17 protein-coding genes are annotated in these 20,427 nt (G+C 74.5%); 8 read left to right on the top strand and 9 right to left on the bottom strand.

Going from position 1 to position 20,427, the window contains the following annotated elements; translation table 11 throughout:
• Genes ABZS66_RS20345 through ABZS66_RS20325 form a run of 5 tightly spaced genes read left to right on the top strand, consistent with a single transcriptional unit; the run spans position 1 to position 6,469 of the window.
• On the top strand, positions 1–1,269 hold the full coding sequence (locus ABZS66_RS20345) for a nucleotide disphospho-sugar-binding domain-containing protein (protein WP_354759782.1): 1,269 nt from the start codon (positions 1–3) through the stop codon (positions 1,267–1,269).
• Positions 1,269–2,552 carry an activator-dependent family glycosyltransferase gene (locus ABZS66_RS20340; RefSeq protein ID WP_354759780.1) on the top strand — a complete coding sequence of 428 codons (1,284 nt, stop codon included), beginning with the start codon at positions 1,269–1,271 and terminating at the stop codon, positions 2,550–2,552. Before ABZS66_RS20345 ends, ABZS66_RS20340 begins: the two co-directional genes overlap by 1 nt.
• A gap of 15 nt (positions 2,553–2,567) precedes the next feature.
• A complete protein-coding gene (locus ABZS66_RS20335) occupies positions 2,568–3,935 on the top strand; it encodes an activator-dependent family glycosyltransferase (RefSeq protein ID WP_354759778.1) in 1,368 nt (455 codons plus the stop codon).
• Between the two features lie 6 nt (positions 3,936–3,941).
• Entirely contained in the window at positions 3,942–5,213 is a 1,272-nt protein-coding gene (locus ABZS66_RS20330) for an activator-dependent family glycosyltransferase (protein ID WP_354759776.1), read from the top strand.
• 8 nt (positions 5,214–5,221) lie between these two features.
• Positions 5,222–6,469 carry an activator-dependent family glycosyltransferase gene (locus ABZS66_RS20325; RefSeq protein WP_354759774.1) on the top strand — a complete coding sequence of 416 codons (1,248 nt, stop codon included), beginning with the start codon at positions 5,222–5,224 and terminating at the stop codon, positions 6,467–6,469.
• A gap of 54 nt (positions 6,470–6,523) precedes the next feature.
• Here the strand turns inward: ABZS66_RS20325 and ABZS66_RS20320 are convergent, their stop codons facing one another.
• Genes ABZS66_RS20320 through ABZS66_RS20285 form a run of 8 tightly spaced genes read right to left on the bottom strand, consistent with a single transcriptional unit; the run spans position 6,524 to position 15,638 of the window.
• The gene (locus ABZS66_RS20320; protein WP_354759772.1) at positions 6,524–7,369 is read right to left on the bottom strand and encodes a methyltransferase domain-containing protein; all 846 of its coding nucleotides are present in this window, start codon (positions 7,367–7,369) and stop codon (positions 6,524–6,526) included.
• Entirely contained in the window at positions 7,366–8,895 is a 1,530-nt protein-coding gene (locus tag ABZS66_RS20315; protein ID WP_354759770.1) for an aromatic amino acid ammonia-lyase, read from the bottom strand. Before ABZS66_RS20315 ends, ABZS66_RS20320 begins: the two co-directional genes overlap by 4 nt.
• A 45-nt stretch (positions 8,896–8,940) precedes the next feature.
• A complete protein-coding gene (locus ABZS66_RS20310; RefSeq protein ID WP_354759768.1) occupies positions 8,941–10,047 on the bottom strand; it encodes a class I adenylate-forming enzyme family protein in 1,107 nt (368 codons plus the stop codon).
• Between the two features lie 26 nt (positions 10,048–10,073).
• Complete coding sequence (gene rfbA / locus ABZS66_RS20305) at positions 10,074–10,946, bottom strand: glucose-1-phosphate thymidylyltransferase RfbA (protein ID WP_354759766.1); 873 nt, start codon at positions 10,944–10,946, stop codon at positions 10,074–10,076.
• Positions 10,943–12,307, bottom strand: a complete 1,365-nt coding sequence (locus ABZS66_RS20300; protein ID WP_354759764.1) for a cation:proton antiporter — start codon at positions 12,305–12,307, stop codon at positions 10,943–10,945. The genes rfbA and ABZS66_RS20300 overlap by 4 nt, the downstream gene beginning before the upstream one ends.
• On the bottom strand, positions 12,304–12,825 hold the full coding sequence (locus ABZS66_RS20295; protein WP_354759762.1) for a flavin reductase family protein: 522 nt from the start codon (positions 12,823–12,825) through the stop codon (positions 12,304–12,306). Before ABZS66_RS20295 ends, ABZS66_RS20300 begins: the two co-directional genes overlap by 4 nt.
• Positions 12,826–12,830: 5 nt before the next feature.
• Positions 12,831–14,369, bottom strand: a complete 1,539-nt coding sequence (locus ABZS66_RS20290; RefSeq protein ID WP_354759760.1) for a tryptophan halogenase family protein — start codon at positions 14,367–14,369, stop codon at positions 12,831–12,833.
• Positions 14,370–14,408: 39 nt separating this feature from the next.
• Entirely contained in the window at positions 14,409–15,638 is a 1,230-nt protein-coding gene (locus ABZS66_RS20285) for a class I SAM-dependent methyltransferase (RefSeq protein WP_354759758.1), read from the bottom strand.
• Between the two features lie 417 nt (positions 15,639–16,055).
• Here ABZS66_RS20285 and ABZS66_RS20280 point away from each other — a divergent pair, with 417 nt between their 5' ends.
• Genes ABZS66_RS20280 through ABZS66_RS20270 form a run of 3 tightly spaced genes read left to right on the top strand, consistent with a single transcriptional unit; the run spans position 16,056 to position 19,370 of the window.
• Entirely contained in the window at positions 16,056–17,222 is a 1,167-nt protein-coding gene (locus ABZS66_RS20280) for a hypothetical protein (protein WP_354759756.1), read from the top strand.
• The gene (locus ABZS66_RS20275) at positions 17,219–18,184 is read left to right on the top strand and encodes a hypothetical protein (RefSeq protein ID WP_354759754.1); all 966 of its coding nucleotides are present in this window, start codon (positions 17,219–17,221) and stop codon (positions 18,182–18,184) included. The genes ABZS66_RS20280 and ABZS66_RS20275 overlap by 4 nt, the downstream gene beginning before the upstream one ends.
• Positions 18,177–19,370, top strand: coding sequence for a cytochrome P450 (locus ABZS66_RS20270; RefSeq protein ID WP_354759752.1), 1,194 nt, complete (start codon positions 18,177–18,179; stop codon positions 19,368–19,370). The genes ABZS66_RS20275 and ABZS66_RS20270 overlap by 8 nt, the downstream gene beginning before the upstream one ends.
• Positions 19,371–19,414: 44 nt before the next feature.
• Here ABZS66_RS20270 and ABZS66_RS20265 read toward each other — a convergent pair whose 3' ends face one another.
• On the bottom strand, positions 19,415–20,410 hold the full coding sequence (locus ABZS66_RS20265; RefSeq protein ID WP_354759750.1) for a Gfo/Idh/MocA family oxidoreductase: 996 nt from the start codon (positions 20,408–20,410) through the stop codon (positions 19,415–19,417).
• Between the last annotated feature and the right edge of the window lie 17 nt (positions 20,411–20,427).

Below are 20,427 nucleotides of genomic sequence, written 5' to 3'. Positions count from 1 at the left end.
ATGCGGATCCTGCTGGCGACCGTCGCCGACCGGAGCATGTTCCACGCGACGGTACCGCTGGCCTGGGCGCTGCGCGGCGCCGGCCACGACGTCCGGGTGGCCGCGCCGCCCGGCTTCTGCCCGGTCGTCACCGCCGCGGGGCTGACCGCGGTCCCGGTCGGCAGCGGCCGCTCCCCCGGCCGGCTGGCGGCGCTGCACCACAGCGAGCGGGAGGCGCTGCGGGCCGGCCTGCCGTCCCCCTACGACGCGGCCGTCGGCGACGCGGAGCGGCTCGACCGGCAACGCCTGCGCGACGGCTACGCCGACATGGTCGGCCGCTGGCACAAGGCGGACAACTTCCCGATGATCGCTGACCTGGTCGAGCTCGCCCGGGCCTGGCGGCCCCACCTCGTGCTGTGGGAGCCGACCACGTACGCCGGCGCGATCGCGGCCGCGGCCTGCGGCGCCGCCCACGGGCGCGTGCTGTGGAGCCTCGACGTCCTCGGCCGGACCCGGCGGCTGTTCCTGCGCGACGGCCCGCCGGACGACGACCCGCTGGCCGAGTGGCTCGGCGGCTACGCCCGCCGGCACGGCGGCGAGTACACCGAGGAACTGGCGACGGGTCAGTTCACCGTCGACCCGCTGCCGGACCCGATCGCCCTGCCGACCGGCCTGCCCCGGCTGGGGGTGCGCTACACGCCGTACGGCGGGCCCGCCGAGGTGCCCGCCTGGCTGTCCCGGCCGCCCGGCCGGCCCCGGGTGGCGGTCACGCTGGGGGTGACCGCCACCGAGCGGTTCGCCGGCTACGCCGTCGACCTCGGGATCCTGCTGGCCGCCCTGGCCGACCTCGACGCCGAGATCGTTGCCACCGTCCCCGGGCCCGAGCGGGAGCGCCTGGGCCGCCTGCCGGCCAACGTGCGCACGGTGCCCTGGGTGCCGCTCGCCGCGCTCGCCCCGACCTGCGCCGCGGTCGTCAACCATGCGGGGCCCGGCACACTGCTTACGGTCGCCCTGGCCGGCGTACCGCAGGTGACCGTGCCGTGGGACTTCGACGAGCCGGAGCTGGCGCGGCGGGTGGCGGCGCAGGACGCCGCGATCGACGTGCCGCCGACCCGCGACGCCGCCGCCACGGCCGGCGCAGTACGGACGGCGGTGCTGCGGGTGCTGCGCGACGGCGCCGCACGCGACGGCGCGGCCCGCCTGCAGGCGGCGCTGCTCGCCCTGCCGCCGGCGAATGCGCTCGTGCCCGACTTGGAGCGCCTCTCCGCGGATCGGGCGGGGGTCGCGTGATGCGGGTGCTGTTCGTGACGAACCCGGAGAAGAGCATCTTCCAGTACATGGTGCCGCTGGCGTGGGCGCTGCGCACGGCCGGGCACGAGGTCGTATTCGCGGGCCAGCCGGGCTTCGCCCCGCTCATCACGCAGGCGGGCCTCACCGCGGTACCGGTGGGGCAGACCCGGGACAACTGGCGCGTCGCCCGCGTCGCGCACAACGCCCACCACGCCGTGCGGGCCGGCATCCCGGCGCCGTACGACGCCTTCGACGACCCGGCGAAGGCCACCTGGGACTACCTGCGACCCGGCGTCGCCGGCGCGGTCACCGGGTGGCACCGGATGAGCAACTTCCCGATCATCGCCGAGCTGGTGGACTTCGCCCGCGCCTGGCGGCCGGACCTGGTGGTCTGGGAGCCGCTCACCTACGCCGGGGCGATCGCGGCGAAGGCCTGCGGCGCGGCGCACGCCCGGCTGCTGTTCGGCATCGACGTCTTCGGCGGGGTCCGCCAGACCTATCGCGCGCTGCGCGACGCCCAGCCGCCCGGCGAGCGCGACGACCCGCTCATGGACTGGTTCGCCGGCTACGGGCGCCGGTACGGCTTCACCGCGACCGAGGACATGGCCACCGGGCACTTCACGGTCGACCAGTTCCCGGCGAGCCTGCAGGTCGAGGCGCCGGGGCTGACCTACGTGCGCACCCAGTTCATCGGCTACGGCGGGCCGGCGACCGTCCCGGACTGGCTGCGCGAGCCACCCGCCCGGCCGCGGGTCGCGCTCACCATGGGCCTGTCGGCGACCGAGGTCTACGACGGCTACACGTTCGACCTGCAGGACGTGCTCGACAGCGTCGCCGACCTCGACATCGAGCTGGTCGCCACGGTCGCCGACAGCGAGCGGGGCAGGCTCGCGCGGGTGCCGGCCAACGCGCGGCTCGTACCGTTCGTGCCGTGGCACGCGCTCGTCCCCACGTGTGCCGTGGTCGTTCACCACGCCGGCGCCGCGACGCTGGCCACGACGGCCCGCCATCCCGTGCCGCAGCTGGCGCTGTACTACCACTACGACCAGCCGACCATCGGCCGGCTGCTCGCCCGCCACGGCGCCGGCCTCGCCCTGCACACCAGCGAGTCGCGGGGCGCCGCCGTCCGGGCCGCGATCCTGCGGCTGCTCGCCGAACCCGGCTTCCGGCGGCGGGCGGCCGACCTGCGCGACGAGATCCTCGCCGCCCCCAGCCCCAACGGGATCGTGCCCCGGCTGGAGGCGCTCACCACCGCCTATGCCACCGCCCGTGCCACCGCCTGAGAGGGGCCCGACGCCATGCGGGTGCTGCTGACCACCTACTCCGAACGCACGTTTCTCCAGGCGATGGTGCCGCTCGCCTGGGCCCTGCGGACCGCCGGGCACGAGGTGCGCTTCGCCAGCCAGCCGGAGCTGACCGACCACATCACCCGCGCCGGTCTGACCGCGGTGCCGGTCGGCCGCAACCGGGGCATCTGGCGGCTCGCCGAGCTCTCGCCCGAACAGCGCGAGGCCGACCGCGAGGGCCTGCTGCTGCCGTACGAGGCCGCGGCCGACCCGGGGGCGGCCGACTGGGCCAGCCTGCGGGCCGGCTACCACGACAAGACGCACGGCTGGCACAAGCTCGACAACTTCCCGATGATCGGCGGGCTCGTCGAGTTCTGCCGGGCCTGGCGGCCGGACCTGGTGCTGTGGGAGCCGACGACCTACGCCGCCCCGATCGCCGCGGCGGCGTGCGGCGCCGCGCACGGCCGGCTGCTGTGGAGCCTCGACGTCTTCGGCGCGACCCGGGAGGTCTTCCTCGACCTCGCCGCCCGCCGGCCCGACCCGGGCGCGCCGGCCGACGACGCGGAGCTGCGCGCGGCGGCCGAGAAGTCCGGCGACCCCGAGGTACTGGAGGCGCTGGCCGATCCGGCCGACCCGCGCCGGCATCCCGACCCCCTCGCCGGCTGGCTCACCGGCTTCGCCGCCAAGTACGGCGTGCCGTTCAGCGAGGAGCTGATCACCGGCCAGTTCACGATCGACCAGCTGCCGGACTCGGTCACCATGCGGGCGGGGCTGCAGTACCTGCCGATGCAGTACACGCCCTACGGCGGCGTCGCCGTGGTGCCGAAATGGCTGTGGGAGGCCCCGAAGCGCCCACGCGTGGCGCTCACCCTCGGCATCACCGCCACCGACCGGTTCTCCGGCTACGTGGTCAGCGTGCCGGCGATCCTCGAGGCGCTGGCCACGCTCGACGTCGAGGTCGTCGCGACGATCGCCGAGGCCGAGCAGCACCGCCTCGGCCCGCTGCCGCCGAACGTGCGCGTCGAGTCGTGGGTGCCGCTGCAGGCCCTGGTGGCGACGTGCTCGGCGGTCGTGCACCACGCCGGGCCCGGCACCCTGCTCACCGTCGCCCGGGCGGGCGTGCCGCAGCTGACCGTGCCGTGGGACTTCGACGAGCCGGAGCTGGCCCGGCGGGTCGGCGCGCAGGGCGCGGCGCTGGTCGTGCACGCGAGCGAGGCGACCGGCGAGCGGGTGCGCGACGGCGTGCGGCGGCTGCTGGACGAGCCGGTCCACCGGCAGCGGGCCGCCGCGCTGCGCGACGAGCTGCTCGCGATGCCCACGCCGAACCAGGTCGCGGTCCAGCTGGAGGAGCTGGCGGCCAAGCACCGGGTCGCCGGGTAGGCCGGCGTGCGGGTCCTCGTCGTCACCAACCCGGAGAAGACGATCTTCCAGTACCTCGTCCCGGTCGCGTGGGCGTTGCGCACCGCGGGGCACGAGGTGCGCGTCGCCAGCCAGCCGTCGCTGGTGGACACCATCACCACCGCCGGGCTCACGGCGGTGCCGCTGGGCCGCGGCCGCGACCAGTTCCGGCTCGCCCGGATGGCCCCCGACGCGCTGGAGCGCGAGCGCGAAGGCATCCCGGTGCCCTACGACGTGGCCGAGCAGCCGGCCAGGGCGACCTGGGAGTACCTCGACGCCGGCTTCGAGCAGGCGGTGCGGCACTGGCACAAGATGGAGAACTTCCCGCTGGTCGCCGACCTCGTCGCGTTCGCCCGCGCGTGGCGCCCCGACCTGATCATCTGGGAGCCGACCGCGTTCGCCGGCGCCGTCGCGGCCAAGGCGTGCGGCGCCGCCCACGCCCGGCTGCTCTACGGCGTCGACGTCTACGGCCTCGGCCGCGCACACTATCTGCTGCGGCTGCGCGAACGGCCCGGCGAGCGCGTCGACCGGCTCGCCGAATGGCTCGGCGCCTACGCCGAGCGGTTCGGCGGGCGGTTCACCGAGGACATGGCCACCGGGCAGTTCACCATCGACCAGCTGCCGGCGAGCCTGCAGACCGAAGCACCCGGCGTGCGCTACGTGCGCACCCGCTACGTGCCCTACGGCGGCCCGGCGACCGTGCCGGCGTGGCTGTGGGAGGCCCCACAACGCCCCCGCGTCGCGCTCACGATGGGCCTGTCGGCCACCGAGGTCTACGGCGGCTACACCGTGTCGCTGCAGGACGTCCTGGACCGCCTCGGCGAGCTCGACATCGAGGTCGTCGCGACGGTCGCCGAGCGCGAGCAGGCCCGGCTGCGACGGGTGCCCGGCAACGCCCGCCTGGTGCCCTACGTGCCGCTGCACGCACTGCTGCCGACCTGCGCCGCCGTCGTCCACCACGCCGGCGCCGCGACGCTGGCCACGGCGGCGCTGCACCCGGTGCCGCACCTGGCCCTGTACTACCACTTCGACCAGCCGATGCTCGCCCGCGCCCTGGTCGCACAGGGCAGCGGGCTCGCCGCACACACCGGTCGCGCGACCGGCGAGGTCGTGCGCGACGCGGTGGCGCGGCTGCTCGCCGAGCCGTACTTCCGCCGCAACGCGGCCCGCCTGCGCGATGAGATCCTCGGCTCCCCCTCGCCGAACGCGCTGGTGCCGGAGCTGGAGGCACTGACCCGCAAGTTCCAGTCGAGTCCCTAGGAGAGCCCGTGCGTGTCCTGCTGTGCACCCTGCCGCAGAAAACCCACTTCCTGACGATGGCGCCGCTGGCGTGGGCCCTGCGTACCGCCGGGCACGAGGTACGCGTCGCCAGCCTGCCGCAGTTCTCCGCGACGATCACCCAGGCCGGCCTCACCGCGGCGCCGGTCGGCCGGGCCGTCGACGTGGACCGCCTCGACACCGACGAGGAGCGCGAGGAGTTCCGCCGCGGCCTGCCCCGCCCCTACCACCTCGCCGAGGAGCCGACCGGCCCGGTCGGCTGGGCGGACGTGGAGGAGGACTACGAGAACTTCGTGACGTGGGGGTTCAAGCTCCACAACGCGCCCCTGGTGACCGAGCTGGTCGCGATGGCCCGGCACTGGCGGCCCGACCTGGTGCTGTGGGAGCCGTTCACCTACGCCGGCCCGATCGCCGCCAAGGCCTGCGGCGCCGCCCACGGCCGGCTGCTGTTCACGGCGGACGTCTTCGGCGTCGTCCACGAACGGCTCCGGCGGCTCGCCCCGCCGCGGCGCGACCCGCTCGCCGGCTACCTGCGCACCCACGCCGAGCAGTTCGGCGTCGACTACGACGACGACATGGTCTCCGGTCAGTTCACCGTCGACCAGCTGCCCGACTCGCTGCGCGTCGGGGCCGACCTGCACTACGTCCCGATGCGGTACGTGCCGTACGGGGGGCCGGCGGTGGTGCCGAAGTGGCTGTGGACCGCGCCGGAGCGGCCGCGGGTGGCGCTCACCATGGGCCTGTCGGCGACGGAGCACTTCAGCGGCTACACGTTCAGCGTCGCCGATGTGCTCTCGGCGCTGGCCGACCTCGACGTCGAGGTCGTCGCGACGGTCGCCGCCACGGAACAGGAGCGGCTCGGCACCGTGCCGGACAACGCGCGGGTCGTCGACTACGTGCCGCTGCACGCGCTCGCCCCGACGTGCACCGCCGTCGTCAACCACGGCGGGTTCGGCACGCTGAGCACCGTCGCGCTGCACGGCGTGCCGCAGCTGCTGCTGCCGTACCACTTCGAGGGCCCGCTGCTGGCCGGCCGGCTCGTCGCGCAGGGCGCCGGGCTGGCGCTGGACTCCGGCGAGGCGACCGGCGACGCGGTCCGGGCCGGGCTGCTGCGGCTGCTCGGGGAGGCGTCGTTCGCCGAGCGGGCCGGGGCGCTGCGCGACGAGATCCGGGCGCTGTCCGCGCCGAACGAGGTCGCCGACCAGCTGGAGGCGTTGACCGCCAAGTACCGCCCCTGATCGCAGGCGCGGCGAAAAGGGGGCCGGCGAGCCGGCCCCCTTTCGTCATTCGGGTCAGGGCCGGTGCAGCGCGACGATGATCACGCCCTCGCTCACCATGTCGGGGTCGAAGTCCTCGTCGAGGCCCATGTCGAGGATGCGCTGCAGGTCCTCGGGCAGGTCGTCGTGCCGCTCGGCGTACTCCCGCATCGCCTCGTACGTGCGCGGGTAGGTGTACATCGTCTGCATCGTGATGTCGGTGATCTCGTCGATGACCAGCCCGGCCTGCTCGGCGAAGCCGGGATAGTCCTCCGCCCGCACCAGCGGCGCGGCGCGCCACGCCCACAGCGCGGCGGCGACCGCGGCCTGCGTCTCCGCGTCCTGCTCCAGGTCCTCGCCGCGGCGCACGAAGTCGGTGAGGACCGCCCGGCCGCCGGGCCGCAGCACCCGGCTCACCTGTCCGAGCACCTGGGCCCGGTCCGGGATGTGCACGATCGACTCCAGCAGCATCACCGCGTCGAACGACTCCGGCTCGAACGGCAGCGCGGTGGCGTCGGCGTGCTGGAACACGGCCCGGTCGGCGAGCCCCTCGGCCCGCGCGCGGGCACCGGCCAGCGCCACGTCCCGCTCGCTCACCGAGATGCCGAGGACCGCGGCGCCGGTGCGCCGGGCCAGGTGCACGCCCGGCTTGCCGGGGCCGCAGCCGACGTCCAGCACCCGGTCGCCCGGCCGGACGCCGAGCTTGTCGATGACAATGTCGGTGAGCCGCTGGCCGGCCACCTCGAAGCTGCTGTCGTCGTCGGGCCCGGTCCAGTAGCCGTAGTGCATGTTGCCGCCCTGGAACCGGGTGATGAGCTCGTTCGCCTCGTCGTAGAAGGCGCCGACCTCGCCCGGGGTCGGCAGCCGGAACACGTCGGTCACGCCGGGCTCCCGGGCGTCTCCAGCAGCTCGGCGGCGTGCCGCTGCAGCAGGTCCCGGGCGGCGCGGACCTCCGCGGCCATCGGCCGGTCGGCGGCGAGCGGCGGCGAGATCGCCTCCAGCTCTCCCCAGACCCCGGTGGCGGTGTCGCGGCGCTCGAGCATGGCGGTGAGCTGCGCGACGCCGACCGCGAGCGACCCGACCGTGAGCCAGCCCAGCTCCAGCGCGTCGGCGACGCCGTTGGCGCCGTTGAGCGCCATCGGGACGTGGTCCTGGTTCCAGCCGTTCGTCGGCAGCGTCGTCAGCGACGCCGGCGCGACGAGCTGGCGCAGCCGGGCAACGAACGACGTGGCGCTGATCTGCACGCCGGCCAGCCCGCAGCCCCGGCCGGCGCGCGGGGTGAGCATCGGCGGCAGGTCGCCGTTGGTGACCGGGCTGACCAGCAGCGCCAGCTGCCGCTCGGCCAGGTACGCCGCCATGTGCATGGCCAGGCCGGTCTGCTCCGCGGCGAACCCGACCGGCATCGCGTGGAAGTTCCCGGCGTGCAGGACCCGCCCGTCGTAGGTGATCGGGTTGTCGGTGACCCCGTCGGCCTCCCGCGCGAGGATCGCCCCGGCGGCGTCGAGCTGGTCGAGCACCGCGCCGAGCACCTGCGGGGTGCACCGCACGCTGTACGGCTCCTGCAGCGGCCGCCGGGGATCGTGGACCAGTCCGGCCGGCAGGTCGCGCCGCAGCCAGCCGGTCACCGTGAGCTGGCCGGTCTGGCCGCGCGCGATGGCGACGCCGTCGTCGAAGTGCTCGGGGTTCGAGCCCAGCAGCGCGGCGATCCGCGCGGCGAGCACCGCCACCGCCCGGGTCAGGCGCAGCGCCGACTGGTGGTTGACGATCGCCTGGGCCAGCCCGACGCCGGTGCCGTTGACGAACGCGAGCGCCTCGCGGACCGGCCACACCAGCGGCTCGGCGCCGAGCCGGGCGAGGACCTCGGCGGCCGGGCGCACCGCCCAGCGCGACTGCTCGTCGCGCATCCACGCCTCGCCCTCCCCGGTGAGGCTCAGCGCGGCATGCGCGAGCGGCTGCAGGTCGCCGCTGGCGCTGACGGTACCGTCGCGCGGGATCACCGGCGTGAAGCCCTGGTTCCACAGCTCGGCGAGCCGGTTCCAGAAGTCGGGCGACACCGCCGAGAAGCCCTTGCGCATGCTGTTGAGCCGCAGCCACAGCACCAGTCGCGACACGTCCGCGTCCAGCGGACGGCCCTGCCCGGTGCCGAGGTGGGCGATGAGCGAGGCGCCCTGCTCCAGCTCCGAGTCGGCGCGGAACAGTACGAGCGGGCCGAAGCCCTGGGTCAGGCCGTAGATCGGCGCCCCGGTGGCCAGGCGCGCGTCGACGGTGTCGGCGCTGGCCCGCATGCGCGCGACATCGGCCGCGTCGCACGGTTCGAGCTTGGCGTCCCAGGCCGCGCCGCGGACGATGTCCGCCAGGCGTCCCGCGTCGCTGGTACTGCTGCTGGACATCTCCACGGTGATGGTCACGTTGGCTACCTCTGCGGTCGGTGGGAACGGGTCAGGGGCCGGACGTCAGAGCGGGTCGGGCTGCTCGGCGCGCAGCTTGCCGGTCGGCGAGCGCTCGATGCGCGGCAGCACCCGCACCCGGCGGGGCCGCACGCCGATCGCCGCGATCGCCGCGGCCAGGTCGAGGCCGGCCAGCGTCGTGCCGGGCCGAAGAACGAGCAGCAGGTCGAGGTGCTCGCCGATCATCGGATCGGCGACCGGGGCGAGCGCGAGGTCGGCGGCGTCCAGCAGCGGCCGGATGCCCCGCTCCACCTCGTCGAGGTCGATGCGCCGGCCGTTGACCTTCACCAGCCGGTCGCGCCGCCCGGCGAAGCGGAAACCGCGCGGACCGACCGGCTCGACGTGGTCGCCGGTGCGCCGGGTGGCCGGGGGCCGCTCCCCCGCGCCGAACGCCAGCCGGGGGCTGCGCACCACGAGCGGCACCTCGCCGGGGACGGCGGCCTGCTCGTCGGCGCCCGCAGGCACCAGGTCGACGTCGGGCAGCAGCGTCCACGGCGGCGGCTCGCCGCCGGCCCACCGCCGGGCCGCGATCCCGCCGGTCTCGGTGGAGCCGAGCACCTCCACGATCTCGGCGCGGTCGGCGCCCGCCTCGGCGAGGAAGCGCCCGGCGGTGGCCGGCAACATGGCGCTGCTGTGCAGCACGACCACCCGGTCGAACCCCCGGACCCAGTCCAGGTGCTGCAGCAGCAGCGTGAAGATCCATGGCGTGGCGGCGACCACGACCGCACGGCCGCCGACGGCCGGCATGGCGCCGAAGAAGCCCGAGCGGTACCACACCGGCACACCGAGACGCGCCGGGACGAGCACGGTGGCGAGCGCGCCGTAGATGTGCACCGGCGGCACGAACGACACGACGGCGCGGGGCGCCTCGGCGCCACCGAGCAGGTCCGCAAGCAGGCCGGCCTCGGTCCACAGCTGCTCGCGCGTGCGCCACCAGGCGCGACGCGGGCCCGTGGTACCGGAGGTGTGGAACGCGACGGTCTCCGGCACCAGCCGGTCGACGAGGCCGGCGGCTGCGCCGTCCCACGACACGTGCCACGCGCCTCCGGTCACCTCCGGCGCCTCGAACCCGGCCGACAGCAGCGCCTCGGGCGTCAGCTCGGCGTAGCCCATCTCTGTGCTCCTCCCGCGTTCCGCGCTCACGCGATCGACTGGGCGATCACCATGAGGTACTGGCCGTACTCCGAGTTGCGCATGTCGGCACCGCGCCGGTAGCAGTCCTCGACGCCGATGTAGCCCATGCGCAGCGCGATCTCCTCCAGGCACGCGACCCGCACGCCCTGGCGGTTCTCGATGACCTGGACGTACTGGCTGGCCGCCAGCAGCGAGTCGTGCGTGCCGGCGTCGAGCCACGTGAAGCCGCGGCCGAGCCGCTCCAGCCGGGCCCGGCCCTGCTTGAGGTAGGCCAGGTTGACGTCGGTGATCTCCAGCTCTCCGCGCGCCGACGGGGTGATGTCGCGCGCGATGTCGACCACGTCGCGGTCGTAGAAGTACAGGCCGGTGATGGCGTTGTCGGAGCGCGGCCGCAGCGGCTTCTCCTCGATGGAGACCAGCGCCCCGGTGGCGTCGACCTCGCCGACGCCGTACCGCTGCGGGTCCGACACCGGGTAGCCGAACAGCGTGCAGCCGTCGAGCTGCTCGCGGGTGGTGCGCAGCAGCTCGGGGAAGCCGGCGCCGTGGAGCAGGTTGTCGCCGAGGATCAGCGCGCAGTCGTCGCCGGCGATGTGCCCCTCGCCGATGAGGAACGCCTCGGCGATCCCGCGTGGCTCGGCCTGCTCGGCGTAGCTGAGGCTCAGGCCGAGCGCCGAGCCGTCACCGAGCAGCGTGCGCAGCGCCGCGACGCCGGGCGGCGTCGAGATGAGCAGGATCTCCCGGATGCCGGCGAGCATCAGCACCGACAGCGGGTAGTAGATCATCGGCTTGTTGTAGACGGCGAGCAGCTGCTTGGACGTGGCCAGCGTCGAGGGGTACATGCGGGTGCCGCTTCCCCCGGCCAGGACGATGCCCTTCACGTTGCGGTCCGTTCTTCCGGGGCCGCCGGTACCCGGCGGCGCTCGCCGGGCATCAGGCGACGGGTCAGCGGTCCGGTGACCGCAGTGGTCAGCACCGCGATGAGGACCAGGATGGTGAAGCCGAACTCGTTGACGAGGCCCGCCTGCAGGCCGACGGACGCGATCACCAGCTCGGTGACGCCGCGGCAGTTCATCAGCACACCCACCTGGGCGGCCTCCCGGGCCGGCAGCCCGGCGAGCCGGGCGGCGCCGGCGGCCCCGGCGAACTTCGTCAGCTGCGCGGCGACGCAGATGACGGCGAAGAGCAGCCAGCGCCCCGCGTCGCCGCCCAGCAGCCCGATCGACGTGGTGAGCCCGACGCCGGCGAAGAACAGCGGCAGCAGGATGGTGAGCGTGAAGCCCTGCAACTGGCCGGCGAGCCGCTCGACCGCCGGGCGGCCGCGGGGCACCGCCACACCGAACAGGAACGCGCCGATGAGCGGGTGCAGGTGGATCAGCTGGGTCAGCGCGGCGTAGGTGACGGCCCCCGCGACGAGCACGACGGTGAGCAGCTGGGTGGACTCCACCCGATCGACGAGCAGGCGCAGGGCCGGCCGCACGCACAGCAGCGTGACGAGCGCGAGCGCGACGGCCAGACCGGCGGTGTGGGTGAGGTCCGCGGTACCGCCGGCGCCGGCGATGATCAGGGTGAGCGCCAGCCACGCGACGGCGTCGCCGAACGCCGCCGCCGACAGCGACAGCGCGCCCACCCCGGTGCGCTCCAGGCGCAGGTCGACCAGGATGCGGGCGAGCACCGGCAGCGCCGTGACGGCGAGGGCCAGCCCGAGGAAGAGCCGGTGGGCGGTCCCGTCGCCGCCGGTGCCGGACAGCCGGCTCCCGGCCGCCGCGGCGAGGCCGAGCCCGGCCAGGAACGGCAGCCCCATGCCGCCGACGGTCACCAGCGCCACCGAGCGCGGCCGGACGGCGCCGGCCTCGTCCTGCTCCGGCCGGCCCAGTCGCAGCTCACAGCCGAGCAGGAACATGAAGACCACGAGACCCAGCTGCGCGGCCTTCCCGAGACCGTCGAGCACGCCGGCCGGGAACAGCCAGGCCACCGCGCCCGGCCACATCAGGCCCAGCAGCGACGGGCCCAGCACGATCCCGCCGAGGATCTCGCCGAGCACCGCCGGCTGGCCCCAGCGGCGCAGCAGGTGCCCGAACAGGTGGCTGACGACCAGCACAACGGCGACCGCCAGCAGGAAGCGGGCCAGCGGGTCGACCGGGGCGCCGGAGCGCGGCGACAGCGCGTCCGGCCCCCACAGGGCGGCCGCGCCGGCGAACACCACCAGCCCGGCGGCCACGCCCCAGGCGGTGCGGCTCACCGCACGGCTCCGGCCACCCCGGCGGCGAAGCCGCGCCGGCCGTACAGCAGCGGCCGGTCCGTGCCGGAGCCGCCGCCGGGTCCGCCGGTGAGCACCGCCTGCCGGACGAGCCCGAAGACCACGACGTGGTCCCCGACCGGCACGAGGTCGGCCACGTCGCACTCGGCGACGCCGTACGCGTCCTCGACGAGCCAGGGCAGGCCCGTCGCCGCGGCGCGCCACGCGACCTGCTCGAAGCGGGAGGCGGAGGCGGAGGCGAACAGCCGCGCCGCCGGGGTGCCGCCCTCGTGGAGCAGGTTGACCGCGAAGGCGCCGCGCTCGCGCACCGCACGCAGCGTGCCGGTGCGCTCGTCGAGGCAGACGAGGAGCGTGGGCGGGTCGAGCGTGACGCTGGTGAGCGAGCTGCAGGTCAGGCCGTGCGGCCGCCCGCCGGCGTCGACGCTGGTGACGATCGTGACGCCGGTGAAGTACGCGCTCATGAACCCGCGGAACTCCTCCGTGATCGATGCGCTGCCCATGGCGGTCAGGCGTTGAGCTTGGCGAGGTACTCGTAGCAGCTCGGCAGCGCGGCCACCATCTCCCGGGCCTCGGCGCGCAGCCGGTCGAACTCCGCTCGCGCGCGGGCCGGATCCAGGTGGTGCAGCGCGGCCGGCGGCTCCGCCGGCACGTGCCCGAGCCCGAGGTTCATCGCGTTCCACGAGTAGCTCTCGAACCCGTGGTAGGAGGGGTAGATGGTCTCCTCGTCGAGCAGCCGCGAGCCGGCCAGGGCGAGCCGCTCGTCCAGCCCGTCGGGCGCCGGCCGGTTCTTGGCCTCCTTCCAGTACGGCGTGTCGTCGCGGCGGGCCACCCGGTAGTGCAGCACGAGGAACTCCTTGACGCCGTCGACCGCGCGGGCGATGCGCTCGTTGTAGGCGGCGATCGTGGCCGGGTCCCAGCGCTGGTCCGGGAAGTGCCGCACGAGCTGCTCGATGCCGTGCTGGATGAAGAAGATGCCGGTCGACTCGAGCGGCTCGACGAATGCGCTGGACAGCCCGATGGCGACGCAGTTGTTGACCCACGAGTCGCGGTTGCGGCCGATGCGCATCCGGATGTGGTTGGCCGGCAGGTCGTCGCGGCCGGGGGCGACCGCCGCGCGCAGCTCGCGCTCGGCCTCCTCCGGGTCGATGAACTGGTCGGAGTACACGTAGCCGTTGCCGTTGCGCCGGAACAGCGGGATCGTCCACATCCAGCCGGCGTTCATCGCCGTGGCCGTGGTGTAGGGGCTCATCTCGACGGCGTCCTCGCGCGGCACCCGGAGGGCGACCGCGCGGTTGTTGGGCAGCACGTCGAGGAACGACTCGAACGGCGTGCCGAGGGCCTGGTTGATGAGCAGGCCCCGGAAGCCGGTGCAGTCGACGAAGAGGTCACCGGCGATGGGGCCGTGCCCGGCCGTGACGACGTGCTCGATCCAGCCCCGCTCGTCCAGCGCGACGTGCTCGACGCTGTCGACGACGTGCCGCACGCCGAGCCGGGTCGCGTGGGCCGTCAGGTAGCGCGCGACCTCGTCGGCGTCGAAGTGGTAGGCGTACGGGAACTGGGCGCGCTGCTCGGCGAGCGTGGACCGCCCGAGCGGCCCGTCGAGGCCGGCGACGAACAGCGAGCCGTCCAGCATCCGCGGTGCCCGCTTCGCCTCGCACAGCGCCGAGGTGATGAAGCAGGCGCGGTCGAACGGGACACTGCGGTCGCCCAGGGCCAGCCACCACTCGGCGAGCGAGAAGCCGTCGACCATCCGCAGCCGCTCGAACGGGTGGTAGAAGTGCTCGTCGGGGCGGCGCCAGTTCTGGAACCGGATCCCGAGCTTGTAGCCGCCCGCGCACTTGGGCAGCCAGTCGGCCTCGTCGAGGCCGAGGTAGTCGAAGAAGTGCCGGATGGTGCTGAACGTGGCCTCGCCCACGCCGATGCGGGACACCTGCGCCGACTCGACCACCGTGACGTCGATCCGGCTGCCGAAGGCGGCCTTGAGGTAGCTCGCGGTCATCCAGCCGGCGGTGCCGCCACCGACGATGACGACGGATCGGATCATGGCTTCTCCCTCGGGTGCGGGACTCGGCGGGGGGCTGACTCAGACAACGTGAACGTCCGGGACGTACCGGATCCAGCGGCCGCCGGCATCGCGGAATGCCTGCTCCTTGGCCATGATCTCGTCGGCGTGGTTCCACGCGAACAGCAGCGCGTAGTCGGGGTAGGGCGCGGCGAACGCGGCCGGCTCGCGCACCGGCAGATGGGCACCGGGGGTCAGCCGGCCGATCTTCGCCGGCGTGCTGTCGCAGACGTAGGCGACCAGATCGGTGTCGATGCCGCAGAAGTTGGTGACGGTCGCGCTCTTGGCGGTCGCCCCGTAGCCGACCACGACGCTGCCCTCCTCGCGCAGGCGGCGCAGCAGCGCGACGAGATCGGTACGGATGCGCAGCACCCGCTCGCCGAACGCGCGCAGCGTCGCCGGGTCGTCGATCGCGGCCGCCCGCTCCTCGGCGACGAGCGCCGCCACGGCGTCCGACGGGGTGCGCGCACCGGCGTGGGCCAGCGTGTAGCGGACCTCGCCGCCGTGCACCGGCAGGCGCTCGACGTCGACCAGCTCCAGGCCGTGCGCCGCCGCCATCGCGCGGACCGAGGACGCGCTGAAGAAGAAGAAGTGCTCGTCGTAGATCTGGTCGAACGAGGTGCGGGCGATGATGTCGCCGAGGTACGGGTCCTCGAACACGAACACGCCGCCGGGGTGCAGCAGCGCCTTCACGCCGGCCAGGATCGAGCCCATGTACGGGATGTGGCACAGGGTGTTGGCGGCGTAGATGACGTCGGCCGGACCGTCCTCGGCGAGGATCTCGCGCGCGGTCTGCTCCTCGAAGAACGACTTGCGCACCCGCACGCCCTTGAGCGCCGCCACGTCGGCGACCCCGCCGGACGGCTCCACCCCGAGGTGACGCACCCCGGCGTCGGCCAGTGCCTTGAGCATGACGCCGTCGTTGCAGCCCAGCTCCACCACGAACGGGTCCTCGCGGGCGAGCTCGGTGGTGAGCAGGCGCTTGGCCAGCTCCTCGAAGTGCGCCCGCATCACCGCCGAGCCGGACGAGTGGTACGGGTACGCCTCGTGGAACATGCGGTCGCGGGGCACCTCCTCCATGAGCTGGACCATGGCGCAGGACCCGCACACACCGACCGCGAGGCGGTAGAAGAACTCCTGGGCCGGGTCGGCGCCGGGCTCGACGAACGCGTCGGACAGGGGCTGCCGCCCGAAATCGAAGAACTCGCCGACGGTGCCATTGCACACACGGCAGTTGGTGGTGTTCGACATGGAGACTCCTGACTGAGGGAATCGACCGCGGCCGGACGCCGGTTGACCGACACATTGACCGGTGAACGGCTCCGCGAACAAGCGCACATAGAACGGTGACGGCCGGTCGTGACCGTACCGCACCATTGCTCGCTGGCCGAGGCCCGGCGCACCGCGAAACCCGGTCACACCCGGGCCGAACTGCGCGAACGGCGCGCCGGCGGGCGCGCATGTGTCCCGCTGGCGAGACGCTGCGGTAATGGCGTGAGCAATTGTGAACGCATTGACTGTGCTGCACGCCGATCGCTACCGTCGCCGGTGTTTCCCGCCACGTGCGCGCTTTCCGTCGCGCCGGAATTCGGCGGTAACCGCACCGGCTGCGTCGATCCGCGGGAAACCGCCGGCGAGCCGCGGGAGATTCGAACGGGGAGGAGCCCGATGATCATTGCCGGAATCGCGCCCGGCCGCTTCGGCGGCGTCGCGATGATTCGCGACGACCGGCTGTTGCTGCACACGGACGTGCGGCACCTCGACAACAACCCGGACGACGTCGTCCTCGACGACCAGGACATGGTGCCGCGACTGCTGGGCACCCGCACGCCCGACGACGTCGACGAGTGGGCGGTGGCCGCCGACGCCGGCGGCGGGGCGCTGCGCGACGGCGGCAACCTGGAGATCGGCGGCAAGACCCGCAGCGCGGTGCGCTACGAGCGGGTCGAGTGCCTGGCGGCCGCGGCCTGGTGCACCAGCCCGTTCGCGCGGCGCGGCGAGGGGGCGCTCGTCGCGGTGGGGGCGCACCGGTTCCACTTCGGCGGCGACGGCGTCATGCGGCCGGCGGGCGGCCGTGAGGCGCCCGCGACCGCCAACCGCTGCCTGGTGGCCCTCGGCGAAGCCGTCGATTGGGCCACCGAACGGCCGGCCGACGGGGACGGCGAGTGGTGGACGCCGCCGTTCCACGCCGCCGCGTGCGCCGCGATCGGGGCTGCCGCACTGCGGGCGGCCACCGGCGGCAAGCTGCGCCCGCTGCAGTGGCACGTGCAGGCCGGGCCGGAGCTGGTCCGCCATCCGCACCTGCCGGCCGGCTGGCTGCCCCGCCCGTGCCGGCCCGAGGAGCTGGCCCGCCTGCTCGCGGGGACCGGCCGCGCGGTCGTCGCCCTGCACGGCCGGGTCAAGCCGGCCCGCGACTCGCTGGGCACCCGGTCCCTGCTGATCCCGGTGACCCGCACGCCGGCGGAGCCGGCCGCGGCGGCGCTGTGCCTGGTCGAGGACGTGGCTGAGGTGTTCGCCGACGGGCGGCCCGACCCGTACGCCACCCGCCGCCTGACGCTGCGGCAGTCCTGGGCGCACCGCCTGCCCGGGCTGGCCGGCGGCCCGGTCCGGGTGCAGACGGTCGACCCGGACAGCGACCGCACCCTCACCATCCTGCTGCGGGAGTACCGCAAGTGGTCAGGGGGCGTGCCGGTGCTCGGCGTCGCCGAGGCCCGCCTGCCCGGCCGCGGCCCGTTCCCCGACGTCCACTCGGCGCTGCGCTGGGACGGCGCCGACACCGTGTGGGCCGACAACGTCCTGTACCGCCGCGCCGACGACAAGGGGGCCCGGCGATGAACCGCGCCGAACGCGCCATGGTGATCTCGTTCCAGAAGTCCGGCACGCACCTGATGCAGGAGCTGATGCTGGGCCTCGGGTACCGCATCGTCGGCGTGCCGCGCCCGGCGCCGCACAGCGGCCCCGACTTCGACGACGAGCAGCTGCTGCGGATCGCCGGACTGGTGCTGTCCAAGGAGGACCACGACGAGCTGGTGGAGCTGCGCGGGACCGAGGCGTTCGCCGAGCGCGCACAGGACGCCTGGTCGGCGCTCGTCTGGCACTGGCATCAGCGGCTCGGCCAGCAGGTCGTCAACCGCTACGGGCAGAGCCGGCTCGACGTCGCCGCGCGGACGACCACCAACCCGTACCTGCCGTACAGCCGCTTCGCCGACACCCCGCCCGGGCTGTGCTGGATCTTCCACGAGCTCGACATCCACCGCGTCGACGGCAGCTTCCTCAGCGAGTGGGTGGAGTCGGGAACCCCGCCGCTGGTGCTCAACTACCGCGATCCCCGTGACGTCGTCGTGTCGATGATCAACTTCTTGGAGGGGCGCACCCGCGCGGGCTACGGCAACTTCTACGAGGCCGACATCTTCTCCACCATCCTGGCCAGCAAGCCGACCTGGGAGGAGAAGATCGACTACGCGCTGCGCGACCCGTCGTTCCTCGCCCACGACCAGTTCCGCAAGGCCCTGTGGCTGCTCAACCACCCCAACGTGTGCACGGTGCGCTACGAGGATCTCGTCGGCCCGCAGGGCGGCGGCTCCCGGGCGCGGCAGGTCGAGGCGGTCGACCGGGTGCTGCGGCACCTCGACGCCGACCTCGACGCGGAGGCGGTGGCCGACCGCGTCTACAACCCCGACTCGTGGAGCTTCTACAAGGGCCGTAGCGGCGGTTGGCGGGAGCACTTCACCGCCCGCAACCTGGCCCGGTTCCGCGAGCAGTTCGGTGACCTGCTGGAGCAGTACGGCTATGAATGAGCCCGGCGGAGGGCCGCCGCCTGAACCGGTGGCGGCCCTCGACGCGCTGCGGGGCCGCGGCGGGGGCGTGTGCCCCGTCGCCGGCCCCGCGCCGTTTCACGCGGTGCTCGGCGCGCCGGAGGTCCGGGCGGTGCTGCGCGACCACGACGCCTTCCCGTCCCGCTTCGGACCGGGCCTGGCCTACGCGCAGCCGGGCGGCGTGCTGGTGGCCAGCGACCCGCCGGACCACACGGCGCAGCGGGCACTGCTCGCGCCGGCGTTCCGCCCGGCCGCGATCGCCGCGCTGGAGCGCCCCGTCCGCGAGCTCGTCGACCGCCTGGTCGGCGACATCGCCCCGCACGGCCGGGCCGACCTCGTCACCGACCTCGCGGCGCCGCTGTCGCTGCGGATGGTGTGCGGGCTGCTCGGCCTGCACGCCGACGACATCCCGAGGTACTGGTCCTGGGTCCTCAAGCTGGGCGAGGGCCTGCTGTACCCGGCCGGGTCGCTCGACCGGCGGATCGTCGATGCCTACCGCGCCTTCTACGAGCACTTCCACCCGCACCTGCAGCGCCGCCGGCGCGACCTCGAGCGCGGCCTACCCGCCCCGGACGACCTGCTCACGCACCTGATGACGGCGCGGCCCGGCGGGCGGGCGCTGAGCCACCCGCAACTGCTGGCGTTCTGCCAGTTCCTGCTCGTGGCGGGCAGCTCGACCACGGTCATGCTCGTCGGCAACCTGGTGCACCGGCTGCTCGGCGACCCGGACCAGCTTGCCGGCGTGCGCGCCGACCCGTCGCTGCTGCCGGCCGCGGTCGAGGAGAGCCTCCGGGTCGACACGCCGCTGCTCGGGCTGTTCCGCACTTCGGCCGGCGCACAGCGGCTCGCCGGCGTCGACCTGCCGGACCGGGCGAAGCTCCTGGTGATGTTCGCGGCGGCGAACCGTGACCCGGTCGCCTGGCCCGACCCGCACCGCTTCGACGTCAGGCGCGACCCGGCGGCGCTGCGCCGGCACTCCTCGTTCGGCCACGGCGCCCACTACTGCCTGGGCGCGCCGCTGGCCCGCCTGGAAGCGACCGTCCTGGTCGGCGCGCTGCTGGACCGGCTGCCGGGCCTGCGCGCCGCCGGGGCGCCGCGGCGCGTGCCGGCCGCCATCCTGCACGGCTTCGACCACCTGCCCATCGCCTGGGACCCGCCGACGGCCTGACCGCCGACGGGGGCCGGCCGGGGCCGGCCGGGCGGCGGGCCGGGTCAGACCGTGACGACCCGGGCCGCCGCGGTGACGCGCTCCATGAGGTCGGCCTGCCGTATCGTGCCCTCGTCGTGGGCCCGCAGATCACCGCCGGCGAGCACGGCCTGGGCGAACGCCCCGACCACGTTGGCGAACTGGTGGTCGGCCGGGAGCACGAACTCCTCGCGGTGGTCCTGCCGCACCACCCGCAGCACCGGCTGGTGACTCTCCGGCGGCGTGAACACCCGGTCGAGCAGCAGCCGGCCGGTGCTGCCGGCGAGGTGGTAGCTGTTGCGGTACGAGTGCTCCATGCCGAACGTCAGCTCGGCCGGCACCCCGTCGGGCGTGCACAGCAGCACGCTGCCGGAGAGCACGGACCCCGACGTACGGTCGCGGCGGAACACCGCGCCGACGACGTCGAGGTCGCTGCCGAGGAAGTGCAGCGCGGCCCGCACCGGATAGCCGCCGAAGTCGAGGAAGGCGCCGCCGCCGACCGCCGGCAGGTAGCGGATGTCGCCCGGCGGCTTCGGGGGGATGGTGAAGGCGCTGCCGAAGCCGCGCAGTTCGCCGATGGCACCGTCGGCGACGAGCTTGCGCACGGCGGAGTGCTGGGAGTGGAACAGGAACATGAAGTTCTCCAGCAGCACCAGGCCCCGCTCGCGGGCCAGCGCCAGCAGGCGGCGGGTCTCGGCGTGGCCGCCGGTCATCGGCTTCTCGACGAGCACGTGCTTGCCGGCCAGCAGCGCCCGCTCGATCCACTCGGCGTGCATGAGCGCGGGCAGCGGGATGTAGACGGCGTCCACGTCGTCGCGCTCCAGCAGCGCGGCGTAGCCGGTCACCGGCTCCCCGCCGTGGCGGGCGGCGAAGCGGGCCGCCTTCGCCGGCTCGCGGCTCGCGACGGCCACGACCTCGGTGAGCGGGTCGGCGGCCATCGCCGGCAGCGTGCGGCGCCACGCGATGTCGGCGCAGCCCAAGACGCCCATCCGCAGCCGGTCGGTCGTGCTGGCTGAAATCATCGCAGGAGCTCCGCTCG

The sequence above is a fragment of the Dactylosporangium sp. NPDC005572 genome, assembly GCF_040605515.1.
Taxonomy (GTDB): Bacteria; Actinomycetota; Actinomycetes; order Mycobacteriales; family Micromonosporaceae; genus Dactylosporangium.
Note: the sequence above shows the minus strand (reverse complement) of the source record. Positions and strands in the feature narration are given on the sequence as shown.